A 12017-nucleotide genomic window follows, 5' to 3' on the forward strand; every position below is an offset into this window, starting at 1 on the left:
AAGAAACCATGAATGGAGTCTTTCTGAACTTTTTGCAAAACAGAATAGCGTTGCCATATAAAACGGAACTGTCGGCAAAATCGGCAATATGATACCTACCGTACCAAGTCCCAGACACAAAAATCCAAGTATCATCCAAAAAATCTTCATCGTATGTCTCATGTTTCCTCTCCGTTTTTTTCTTTTTCGCAGATATCCTGCGTAATTACTTTTTACTGTTATTTCCCAATATTTATTTTTCAGAGTGTATATGAAAAGCCACTCCTGTATTTTCAGTCTGTTTCACACAGTCAATACGAATTTGTGCCCATCTATTTCTGTGACTTTCAGGTCAATCCCATACAGTTGTCGGATACTCTCACCGGTAATCACCTCATCAGGTTCTCCCTGTATCAGAACTTTTCCCTGACACAGTCCGATAATCCGGTCAGAAAAATAAATTGCCTGATTAATTTCGTGTAATACCATAATAACCGTCATACCGTATTCCCGGTTAAGCTTTTTCACAAGCTCCAGGATTTCAATCTGATATCGGATATCAAGATATGTAGTCGGTTCATCCAGAAAAAGAATCTCCGTTCCCTGTGCCAGTGCCATTGCAATCCACACGCGCTGTCTCTGTCCCCCGGAGAGTCTGGAGATTTCCCTGTTCCGGTATTCCGTAATGTTCGTTACTTCCATCGCCCATTCCACATACTTCTCATCCTCATCTCCCTGAATTCCCATCAGCCCAAGATGCGGTGTCCGCCCAAAAGAAACCAGACGCTCTACTGTCATATCATCCGCCACCGTATTATACTGGTGTACAATCGCTGCTTTAAGCGCAAATTCATTCAGCCGCAGATTACTAATATTCTTTTTTCCCAGGAAAATTCTGCCTTTGTCAGGATTCAGATTCTTTGTCATCAACGAAAATAACGTTGATTTTCCACAGCCGTTTGCACCCAGGATCGTAGTGATCTTTCCTTTTGGAATTTCCAGAGAAGCACCTTTTAAAATCTGGTTTTTCCCATAGGAAAAGCTGACATCTTTTACGGTCATGGCCATTTTTTCCGGTTTTAAATCTCTATTTTCAGTTTGCATATTTTCTCGACCTCCGTAAAAGAATAATGAAAAATGGGCCACCGACAACACTCATAATTATGGCTGCGCTGATTTCATAAGGAGCTGCAATTGTTCTTCCGATCGTATCTGCCAGAAGAAAGAAACACGCACCGGAAAGAGCAGAAAACGGAATCAACGCACGGTGATCGCTTCCAACCAGAATACGTCCAATATGTGGAACGATCAGTCCCAGAAAGCTGACTGCCCCGGCAATCGCAGTGGAAATACTTGCCAGAAGTACCGCGATCAGGGAAATTACGATTCTCGTTGCATTCACATTCATACCAAGACTGCGGACTGTTTTGTCCTCCAGAGACATCAGATTGCATTCTCTGATAAAGAGGCATGCAAGGAATAATCCTGCCACTACATATGGCACCATCGTTGTCACATCATCCCATGTTTTCTGTGTAATATTTGCTTCTACAATAGATGCGACACCTGACATATTTCCTCCGCTCATACTGTTAAACGCACTGGAAAGTCCTGTAAAAAATGCGTCCACTGCCACACCAGTAAGAATAATTCTAAGCGGACTTAAGCCCTCTTTCCAGGAAAGGAAATACACCAGGAAGAAAGCAACTACACCTCCAAGAAAAGCAACCAGCGGTGTAAAAAAATACAACTGTGGCGCAAATGCCGTAATCAAAACAGCTGCAAAACTGGCACCGCTGGAAATTCCAATGATTCCCGGGTCCGCCAGTGGGTTCTTTAATACCGCCTGAAATAACACACCAGATACCGCGATAGCAGCACCTGCCAACATGGAAATAATAATTCTCGGAAAACGCAGATCATAGATTACTGCCACTTCCTCGATTCTTTCTACAAACAATCCCCGCATCAAATCAGGAAAAGAAACTTTCAGACTTCCGATATTAATTGCCGCGAAAAACAGACCAACCAGACACAGTATCATTATCCCAAAAGACAGCACCGCCCGGACACGCTTTCTCTTCTTTCTTTTCTCATCCATTCTCCGTCAGTCCTCCTGTTTTTTATCTGTTGTTTTATCATTTTCTTTCTGATTTTTATCTGTTACTTTATCATTGTTTTTCTGATTCTTGTCTGTTACTTTATCACTGTCTTTCTTTTTCTTATCTGATGTTTCGTCACTGTTTTTTTCATCAGGATATAAAATTTCCTGCAGTTCCTGTAAAGCATCCGGATAAGAAAAGTTTGCGCTCATACCGAAATACTCATAAGTAAGGTCATATACCCGATTGTTTTTTACCGCTGAAAAATGTTTCCAGATATCATTTGTAGCAAAATCCTCATTAAACATTTCCATTACCTGATCTGGCAGGGCATGTGCTGTGCGGAGGATAATATCCGGCTCTTTATTCTTCATATCTTCTGTATTTACAGTCAGAAATTCTTCTGTACTGCCCTCATACACATTCTCTCCACCCGCAAGAGCCACCAGACTTCCTACATAGGAATTCTCTGTCGCAATGATATAGCTTCCCGGAAGTCCCATAAGGATCATCACGCGCGGATGCGTTTTTCCTTCCTGTTCCTTCTGATAAGTTTCATAAAAATCTTTAAATTCTTTTATCTGTGTTTCTGCCTGTTCTTCCCTGTCAAAAATTTCTCCCAGTTCCTGTATGGAACGATACATTCCCTGGACACTGCGAAGATTCAGAAACGCCCAGTCTGTGTCAATCGTTTCATATTTAGGCTGAAGATCTGACTGTAAAGAAGACGGACTTAAAATCCAGTCAGGAGAAAGCCCTGACACGATTTCCATATCCGGACTCATAGCAGCACCAACCTGGGTAATTTCCTCATATCTCTCCGGAATAGAAGAACTGCTGCTGCATACGCCCACAAGATCCAACTCCAGTCTGTCACAGATTTCCGCAACTGCCGGTGAAGTAGCAATGATCCTTGGCTCTGCACCCATGGAATGTACCTTTGCCTTTGCAATCTCTACCGCTTCTTTTTCAATCGGATCTGTGATTTGCAACATGGAGTCCAGCGTTTCCGTCGGCTGAACAGTTGTCTGAGTCCCCTCTGGATGCTGATCTACACAACCGGTCAAAAAGCATGCAGACATTACAGTCATAAACAATAATCCTGCTACTCCTGCACGTCTGTATTTAATCTTCCTCATCATAGTCATCCTCTCCGCCCCATCTGCGCCAGTTTCTTCTGAAATACCATACTACCAGCGCCGCTGCCAGAATCAGGATTAGGCCTGATATAACTATTGTCAGTCCCAGCATAAAATATGGACTTACATAAATCTTTCCTGCGGATTTCTCAACCACTGTTCCGGTACTTTCAGAAGCGGTAGAAAGGCTTAAGCCCTGTGCGTTGTTTAATTCCGATTCACTGGCTGAATCTGCAGAATCTTCCAAATCTGCTGTTCCTGCCTGATCTGATGTATCATTATCTTTATCTGAATCCTGTTCCTGATTTGGCTGCTTTTCCCCATCTTCTTTTGTCTGTTCTGTATCTTTCTCATCTGTTTCTGCCTGGTTGTTATTCTGCTGTGCAACATTGCCGGTATTCTGTACAGCCGCAAGCGCCTGAGAATTATTATTGCTGCTCTGCTGTGTACCCGTATTCTGTGCATTTCCTGTCTGGTTTTCCACATATCCGGAGTCATTTGCGTTTCCGTAAGAAGTTCCGCTTTCTGTCACAAAATATGGATTCATTCCTACACTATTTCCCTCTGAATAATTGGTTGGATAAACATAAAACACCGCATTTCTTCCCATCGGAGATACATACATGGTAATTCTCACGATACAGTTCTCAGACGGTACCTGCATACATATATCCGCGGTACTTCCACTACCGTCCGAACCATTTGCCGTTACTGCAGTTGCCGTATCCATCCATCCAGAATCTCCTACATTCTGAACTGCAAATGTATGACCTGAGGTATAATCCAGCAGACTCAGACGAAGGGTCAGATAATAATTGCCCGAATCTGTTACCTCCATCAGACCTTGTGAATATACGGCGCTTTCTACCATTCCCTGTCCTGTCGCATATGAGGATTCTCCTCCTGAATCCTCCACTTCGCCGGTTACGGGATTCCCGTAGCTTCGGTTTATCGTACAAGAATATATAGCCCCGCTTTCTGCATGAACACTTATGTAACATCCTGTTATGTACAGCATGATTGTCATCAAAATCAGGATGAATCTGCCTCGTTTTCTGCTCATCGTTTCTTTCTCCTCTTAGGATTTGTTCCGGTTTTTACCTTATATCCCAGACCGCATACTGCCGCTGCTGCACTGATCCATACAGGGATCATCGCTCCTGCTTTCTTTGCAGAAGACTGCTGCATGCTCAACTCCCAGGCACTTTCTGTAGACTGCTCTGTCTGTGAACCGGTATTCATCTGGCTGACTGCAGACGTACCCATTCCCATACCCTCTGAATTCAGCATTTCTCCCGAAGTATTTAACGCCATTTCTTCCTGACCATCAGATTCATTCATAGTACTGTTTTCCATACTTCCTGATGAAAGAGTACCTGAAGTTTTCGATATATTTGTTTCTGAAGTTCCTGATGATTTCAGGGATTTGTTTCCGCTTAGTGAGCTGTTTCCATTTAATGAATTATTTCCGCTTAGACTACTTCCATTTCCAGAAGTTGAAGAATTATTTTTCTTTAACGAACTGTTTCCGCCCAGACCTGCATTATTGACATATCCGGAATTATTCGTACCACTGCCACTGTTATTTGCATTGTTATTATTACCTGCATTATTTTTGTTGCCGCCGTTGATATTGCTGTTTCCATTATTACTGCTTCCATTTCCGGTACTTCCATTCCCATTGCCGCCACTGTTATTTCCGGTATTGCTTCCATTGTTGTTTCCGTTGTTATTTCCGCTATTATTTCCATTACTATTTCCGCCTCCGGCGCCATTGGAGCTGTCATCTTTAAATGCGTCGTCATCATCACTGGTTTCCTTTAAGACAGACCAGTCTATTTTCAGAAATATATTCTGGGTACCTGTTCCTTTGGCGATGGCATCCATAATAGGAATAAATACCTGAAGCGGCACATAGCTGTCCGTTCTTGCCTCCTCTATCATCGGAAATGTTACAATATCCGGATAATTCGTGCCAAAATAATCAGATACAACCGTATCATTCGTGTATCTTTGCAGAGAATTCACTTCTGTATCCTCTATTTCTCCTTGCGGATTTCCATTTGAATCCAATGTATATCCGGTTTTATAATATTTAATATTTCCCAAATATCCCATCTGTCCATTCATATCCATTGCCCTGAAATCCAGCGCCAGACTGTATATTCCATCTTTTACCGTAAGCTTTATCGTATGCTGAAATGCCTGATCTGCCATGGACGCTGTCTTTTTATCCGTTTTCAGCATTGTGCCGGAAACAGAATAAATTCCATCAGGCAGATTATTTATATCAAAACTGGTGTCACTGTCACCATTCTTATTGTCATCTTTATTATCACCGTTAGTGTCATTGCCATTGTTATTATTGCTATCGCTACTATTGTCGTTATTATCACCGCCGTTATTGTTATCACCGCTATTGTTGTTATCATCATTGCTGTCGGTACTGCCACTGCTGAAGTTACCGACTTCCGAATTACTGCTGAAAAAATCTGTTTCTTCCTGACATTGTTCTATCTGCTGAATCATGTCATCCGGAATATTTTCTTCCACACTGGAATCTGCACTGACGCTGATTCCAGTTCCCATGATCAATATTGCTGAAAAAGAAAAAATCATCATTTGTTTTAATATTTTTTTCGTTTTTGCCATCTGTATTTTCATTCCTCTTTTCCAAATTTCCTATAATACTCTATTACCCGTAAAAACTCCAGGAAAGAATCCCTTTGCAGGATTCTCTGTCTGCGGTGGGGTACTTTAACAACCTAACTTACTTTCCAGAATTACTACAAAAACGGGAACCACCACAAACAGGGCAGTTCCCTATACAGCAGAAAAACTTCTGCCTATTTTACTTTAACAATTATTGTAACTGTCTTCGTACCTGCTTTATAATTTCCTTTGGCTGCTGCCTTTATCTGAACTTTTATCTTATAATTTCCTTTTTTCATTCCTTTTTTTACTGTGATCTTACCTGTCTTGCTGTTCACGGAAATGCCGGAACTACCGGAAGTTTTCTTATAAGAAAGTTTTCCTTTACTGTTTACACTTGCTCCCAGAGTAAAGCTCTGAGATTTTTTCTTCAGAAGAGAGACCGTAAATGTCTTTGATGACACTTTTGTCCTGATTGTCGGATTCTTTTGTTTTACCGCCGGTTTCTCTGTATCTCCTGTATCATTGGATATTTTTTTCAATGTATCCCAGTATAAAGTAAGTGTAGAATTGATGTTAAACTTTCCCTTGTCAAAGATAATTCCGGAAACTTCACCATCCAGTTTCTTCATTACATCCACATAAAGATAGAGATTATTAAGATATGTCTGTCGCATTTCATCCAGAGGAACTGTCACCTCTGTCACAACCGAACTGCTGCCAATCGTAGGAATTGTCATTTTTTCTGTTGAAAAAGTTACGCCGTCCATGCTCAGTTTCCCGGATGTATTATTTCCCGGATAATATCCGTTATATCCCAGCACCCATAGCGGCTCCCCGGGATCACCTGAAACCATCTTATAGGTAAGCCACATTTTTCCTTTTGTGTCTACACGCAAAACAGCATCTGCCTTGTCGGAAGATCCAAGAAGTTTATGATCACTCATATCGGTTCTTCCTCTGACTGTAATGCGATAGGTTCCTGCTTCAGGCTTCTTTTCAGGAACATCCGGAAGTACCTCCTGGTAAATTTCCATGCCAAGGGCTTTCATAACCGCCTGCTTCACTGCATTTGATGAATACGTTGCACCTGAAACTGTATCAAGGTTGTTCAACTTGTCTGTATCGTTGATGTAAAGCCCCGTCAGCTTTTCCTTCATTCCCTTGATACTTCCCATGCCATTAACCGCACGATTTAAATAAGCCTGATTTTCATTGATATAGGAACCCTTGAAATCAGTCCCTTCAAGCACTACATCACTGATCTGTCCGTCCTTTACAGTAACCTGTGCTGTGACACTGTAATTTCCAAACTGTTCTACTACTGCTGATGCAACTTCTGTCGTATAATTAAGTGATGTATCCCCGGACTCTTTCGCCTCTGCATAATTCATCTGCAGATAAGCATCTGAGTCACGCCCCATCACATCTACATACATATTCAGATAAACTCCATCCTGTCCAAAAGCAGCCTCCGGAATTGCGAAGGATATCGTTTCTGGAACATTTCTTGTTCCACTTCCGTCTATTGCCGGAACTATCTGCGTGTTCTCTACAAAAGCACCCTGTTTTTCCCCGTCTGTTCCCGCACTCTGATAGATTTTAAAATCATATGCATAATCCGTCATGGTTCCAACTGTGACACTACGCAGGTTTACTGTCAGCTTAGGAATCCCGTCTTCCCCAATATAAAGAGTCGCAAACTTACCCGGACACGAAACTGCTGCCGAATCTTTTTCATGATTTGCCGCATTTTTCAAAGAAACAGGAATCAGATAAGTTTTCCCTTTTATAAAGGTTTTTTCGTTAAGTATAATGCCGTCTGCTGAACTTTCCGCAGAAAATACCTCCTGTGTATTTTCTTCTGAAGAAAAATCTACTGTATCTTCTCCCTCTGTGAAAATCAATTCTCTGGTTTCTTCACCCTCTGAAAAAATCTGCTCTCCATTTCCTTCTGCAAAATCTGTAGCACCGACAGAAACTGACGGAACCATCATGACTGCTGACAATAGTACTGCAATGATACGTTTCTTCATTCTCTTATTTTACCTTTACTGTGACAGTTACAGTTTTGCTTCCTGCTTTATAGTTTCCTTTGGCTGCTGCAGAAATTTTGATTTTTGCTTTATAAGTTCCTTTTTTCACACCTTTTTTGACAGTCAGCTTTCCAGTTGTGCTGTTAATTGTAATTGCAGAACTTCCGGAAAGTTTTTTATATGTAAGCTTTCCTTTGCTGTTTACAGTTGCTCCCATTGTAAATACCTGAGCCTTTTTCTTCAGGGTTGTATATTTGATGTTTTTAGCTGTAGTTTTTACTTTAATGGTTGGTGCAGTCTTTTTTACAGATTCCTCTGCTGGTGTTGATGTTAACTGTGCTGTTGCATATTCAATTTTCATGAATGCGTCATTACTGTGCATCATTGTACTCATATTTACATAAACACCGTCTGCGCTCGTATCAGGAACTGTAAATGTAATACTGTTTACATTTCCACTCTCATCTGTAGTGTATTCTGCTGCAGTCTTTTCTGCATCAAGTCCGCCTTTATAAATCTGCCAGTCGCTTGCAAAGGCTGTCATCGGACCTACAGAAACAGAAGTAAGCGGCACTGTGATCTTTGCGCTTCCATCAGCTGCGATTACCATAGTTGCTGCCCCGGCAATACAGGAACCTGCCATAGAATCCTTAGATGGATCAGTGGCATTCTTTAATGATACCGTCACTTTATAAGTTCCGGCTTTCAGCTCTGTATTCGCAGTTCCAAATCCAGCCTGTGCTGCCAGAACCTCAGAAGCTTCATCCACTGAAACGATTTCATCTGCAAATTCAACCTCTGCTGTCGCTGCCTCACTTCCAAATTCGTCTTCTGCTGAATCAGAAAATACATCTTCCGCAAATGCAGATTCAGTTGCATATACAGGTGCTACGGATGTAGTTGCAAGGAATGCTGCCATTGTGCAGGCTGAAATTTTGATCCATAAGTTTTTTCTCTTCATTGTTACTGTCTCCTTTGTATGTTTAATTTTATATTTACTTATAGCTACTACAGAAAGCCTTCCGAATCATCTGGTTTACTGACAGATGATACTGGTTACCAGATAACCTTTATTTAAATCTGTCACATCACTGTCTGTATCTGATTTATATGGTTATCATTGGCTAACTGCGTTGACATTCTACCAATGTTTATTGGTTAGTGTCAACTAATTTATTCGTTTTCGTGCCTGTCGGGAACGGTTTGTATTTTTCCTTTATCCCTGTAAAATCAACATTTTTCCATATTTGTGCATAATAAAAAGGCCGAATTTTCTTCATTTCGACCTTTAATCTTACATCCAGAATGTCAGCACTGCTGTACTCTCCGGCATATGTGCATTTCCGACATTACAGGCAACTGTAATATGAACCGTTCCCTTTACATTTCCCATTCTGCCACGAAAAAAATGGCAGGCACTGAGTGGAATCCTTAACTTTCCATTCTTAATGACCGATTCATAAAGCTGCCCCTGTTTCTCGTATTTCAGAGAAGAAAGATGTCCTGACATCTCTGTTCCGTCAATCCTGGACCTTCCATGAATTTCACAAATGGTCAGTTCCAGCCAGCTCCCACGCGTATTATTTCGAATACATGCCAGATGTTCAAAGCCCTGATGTGCCATAGAGAGTCTGGTTTCGCTATTTCTGCTTATCTGATGAATAGCAATCCCTACCTGAAATTTTCCTTTTTCCAGTATCTTTTCAATAAAATATGCATTGGAATCTTTTTCTCCCTGCGAATTTTTCTGTTCCTGTTCATTTTTTCCTTCTACTGTACGTTCCGTTGTCTGTCTTGCATTTCTTACCATAGTCCTCAGCAGATCATAATCCACGTTCTCGATCAGCTGCTTCATCTTCTCCGTAATTTCTTTTTCCGGAATATTCATTGCTTTCAGATATGTCTTCACATCCCTTAAGAGCCTTTTATAAGTTAGCAAGGCATGCGCACCTTCCGTTGTAAATTCATATTTTTCCGTCAGATATCCTCTTCCAATGCACTCTTTAAAAAATCGGCTGACCGGTCCATGACTCACCCCACAGGTATCCGCAATCATCGCAACACTTCCGCGCTTTTTTCCTGTTTTTTCCAATTCCAAAAGATACTGAATCTGAAGCATTGATGGATGTAAAAGATTTCTGTTATCCTGGTTATTCACGTCTTTATCCCTCCGATTTCCAGATATGTACATCAAGTTCCCGGCTATTCCAGTCCACAGGCTTCTCACCTTTTCTCGTAAACGCGATCAGTGCAGTTCCCTCTATGATCGGATCCTGACATCTTGTTGAAAACGTAAATGCACCAGACGGTATCCATGGATTTCCCATTTTCTCCTCTGCCTCTATCCATCCCTGTTCCGGATCTTTGTACCATAAATTCTGCGCTGAAGTATCTTCTTTTTTTATCAGTTCAAAACTACTCTTGTCTTCTGTAATGTGAAGCCAGATATTCTCAGAAAAACAATCAAACTCCCTGGCAAATCTTCTTGGACATGTTTTCTCTATCTGATAAATTCCCATAAGAAACATATACTTTCCCGTCTGATACCAGCTGCGCAGATCCGAATGCTTCAAAATCCGTTCAAATGTATCTCCATAATCCACAAAATTACAAATCTGCTGAACCGTTTCCTCACTGACCACATGCTCCATACGGCAGGCATCCTCTTGGGCTTTTTCATCTGAAACACCAACAAACTGAAGAAACTGCGTGAGGATTTCATGACGATACTGAAATTCTTCTCCTGTGATCTTTCCAAACTCTGTAAGTGAAATTCCAGAGCTGAGATCCTATCCTTCTGATGTCCTGTAGATGTAACTTTCTCTCTGATAATATAGCCATGAACTTTCAGTTGTTTCAGATAAAAATTGACTTCTCTTCTGCTCATATCCATACGGCTGCATAATTCTTCAACTGTAATCTCTGCTCCTGCATTCGCAATCAGGCAAATCTGTTCCAGCATATCCTCCTCAATTTCACGCCGCGAGGACGGAAGCTGCGCATCTGTTTCTTTTATTATATTTTCTTTTATTATATTTTCTTTTAAGTCATTCTTTGTTAGTTTTTTCTGTATTAATTCGTTCATCTCATACAACCTTTATGTCAGACCACTCAGATTGTAAAAATGGTTTTCCAAACACAATCTGGCACTCCTCTGTTCCACTTTATTCATCTTTTCATTACACCTTTCAGTATCATTATTTTTGTTTTCTTTTCTATATTCTTCATCAAGTGGAATTCTAACAGACAGTTGTAGTTAGTGTCAACTAATTTATTTTTTTCCAAAATATGCAAAAAGCATATAGATTTTTCTATACGCTCTATCTTTATCTTTGATTCTTAATTCGACAAACTGGACAAATATTCCCTCATCGGATACCCACTTTATCATTTGTAGAACAATATGCATATCCCTGTCAGATTCCATATTTTTTCAAATCAACTTTACCATCCTCTACTTCAATTCCATCTGCTTCCAAAAGTTTTGCCTGCTCACCGGCTCCGCCGAAGGCAAATTCTCCCGCAAGTTCGCCCTTTGCATTTACAACACGAAAGCATGGGATATGTTCCTGATCGGGGTTCTTGTGGAGGGCATTTCCCACTGCTCTTGCCATTCTGGGATTGCCAGCCATCTCAGCAACTTTGCTATAAGTTGCAACATGACCCTTTGGTATTTTTTTGACTGCCTCATAGATTCTTTTAGTTGGGCTATCTGTAACCAAGTCATAACTTTCGGATATCATCCTTTTTATATCTTTATCCGGTATACTTCCATCCAAAATGAGCGTATTCCAATGTTCTTTATTCTGATGATATCCCGCAATTACTGAATCATATGCACTACGCCAGAAATCGCGCCACTGTGGATCTACCTTTACATTCAGATTAATATATCCATCCTTTTCATAAATCCAGAGAAAAGCCTTTTTACTTTTTCTAACTCTTACTAACTGCCAATTCTGGTCATGAAAAGGTTTTTCTTCATATACATTCTTAAAAGATAATCCGTATTTTAATGCTTCTTCCCTTGTTTTCATATTCTTTTATTCCTTCTTTTTATATTTAGGCACAAAAAAACCAGCTATCATCTAGCTGGTTTTAGTATATCT

At 40.7% G+C, this 12017-nt stretch carries 11 protein-coding genes and 1 pseudogene; all 12 read right to left on the minus strand.

Going from position 1 to position 12017, the window contains the following annotated elements:
* On the minus strand, window positions 1-162 hold a 162-nt coding region (locus tag AC058W_RS08560), incomplete at its 3' end, for a YbaN family protein (protein WP_479389975.1).
* Window positions 163-282: 120 nt separating this feature from the next.
* Window positions 283-1083, minus strand: a complete 801-nt coding sequence (locus AC058W_RS08565) for an ABC transporter ATP-binding protein (RefSeq protein WP_243009884.1) — start codon at window positions 1081-1083, stop codon at window positions 283-285.
* The gene (locus AC058W_RS08570) at window positions 1073-2080 is read right to left on the minus strand and encodes a FecCD family ABC transporter permease (protein ID WP_117844567.1); all 1008 of its coding nucleotides are present in this window, start codon (window positions 2078-2080) and stop codon (window positions 1073-1075) included. The genes AC058W_RS08565 and AC058W_RS08570 overlap by 11 nt, the downstream gene beginning before the upstream one ends.
* 6 nt (window positions 2081-2086) lie before the next feature.
* Entirely contained in the window at window positions 2087-3229 is a 1143-nt protein-coding gene (isdE, locus tag AC058W_RS08575; RefSeq protein ID WP_445291931.1) for a heme ABC transporter substrate-binding protein IsdE, read from the minus strand.
* Complete coding sequence (locus tag AC058W_RS08580; protein ID WP_117844569.1) at window positions 3207-4283, minus strand: heme-binding Shp domain-containing protein; 1077 nt, start codon at window positions 4281-4283, stop codon at window positions 3207-3209. The genes isdE and AC058W_RS08580 overlap by 23 nt, the downstream gene beginning before the upstream one ends.
* Complete coding sequence (locus AC058W_RS08585) at window positions 4280-5872, minus strand: NEAT domain-containing protein (protein WP_182437093.1); 1593 nt, start codon at window positions 5870-5872, stop codon at window positions 4280-4282. Before AC058W_RS08585 ends, AC058W_RS08580 begins: the two co-directional genes overlap by 4 nt.
* A gap of 194 nt (window positions 5873-6066) precedes the next feature.
* On the minus strand, window positions 6067-7908 hold the full coding sequence (locus AC058W_RS08590; protein WP_117844573.1) for an FMN-binding protein: 1842 nt from the start codon (window positions 7906-7908) through the stop codon (window positions 6067-6069).
* A 4-nt stretch (window positions 7909-7912) separates the two neighbouring features.
* On the minus strand, window positions 7913-8869 hold the full coding sequence (locus AC058W_RS08595; protein ID WP_118136868.1) for a hypothetical protein: 957 nt from the start codon (window positions 8867-8869) through the stop codon (window positions 7913-7915).
* A gap of 333 nt (window positions 8870-9202) precedes the next feature.
* Entirely contained in the window at window positions 9203-10066 is an 864-nt protein-coding gene (locus AC058W_RS08600; protein ID WP_117844577.1) for a hypothetical protein, read from the minus strand.
* A gap of 4 nt (window positions 10067-10070) precedes the next feature.
* Window positions 10071-10511, minus strand: a complete 441-nt coding sequence (locus tag AC058W_RS08605; protein ID WP_479389973.1) for a hypothetical protein — start codon at window positions 10509-10511, stop codon at window positions 10071-10073.
* A 51-nt stretch (window positions 10512-10562) separates the two neighbouring features.
* Window positions 10563-10682 (minus strand): annotated as a pseudogene (locus tag AC058W_RS08610) (metal-dependent transcriptional regulator); the annotation flags it as partial.
* 642 nt (window positions 10683-11324) lie between these two features.
* On the minus strand, window positions 11325-11945 hold the full coding sequence (locus AC058W_RS08615) for a methylated-DNA--[protein]-cysteine S-methyltransferase (RefSeq protein ID WP_479389974.1): 621 nt from the start codon (window positions 11943-11945) through the stop codon (window positions 11325-11327).
* Window positions 11946-12017: the final 72 nt, after the last annotated feature.

It is taken from the genome of Blautia sp. CGZ-1-C1, from assembly GCF_056504575.1.

Excerpts from the sequence above, each read along its gene's own strand:
- AC058W_RS08595 (WP_118136868.1), bottom strand. The coding sequence starts at position 8,869 with ATGAAGAGAAAAAACTTATGGATCAAAATTTCAGCCTGCACAATGGCA.
- AC058W_RS08590 (WP_117844573.1), bottom strand. The coding sequence starts at position 7,908 with ATGAAGAAACGTATCATTGCAGTACTATTGTCAGCAGTCATGATGGTT.
- AC058W_RS08585 (WP_182437093.1), bottom strand. The coding sequence starts at position 5,872 with ATGGCAAAAACGAAAAAAATATTAAAACAAATGATGATTTTTTCTTTT.
- AC058W_RS08580 (WP_117844569.1), bottom strand. The coding sequence starts at position 4,283 with ATGAGCAGAAAACGAGGCAGATTCATCCTGATTTTGATGACAATCATG.
- isdE (WP_445291931.1), bottom strand. The coding sequence starts at position 3,229 with ATGACTATGATGAGGAAGATTAAATACAGACGTGCAGGAGTAGCAGGA.
- AC058W_RS08615 (WP_479389974.1), bottom strand. The coding sequence starts at position 11,945 with ATGAAAACAAGGGAAGAAGCATTAAAATACGGATTATCTTTTAAGAAT.
- AC058W_RS08565 (WP_243009884.1), bottom strand. The coding sequence starts at position 1,083 with ATGCAAACTGAAAATAGAGATTTAAAACCGGAAAAAATGGCCATGACC.
- AC058W_RS08570 (WP_117844567.1), bottom strand. The coding sequence starts at position 2,080 with ATGGATGAGAAAAGAAAGAAGAGAAAGCGTGTCCGGGCGGTGCTGTCT.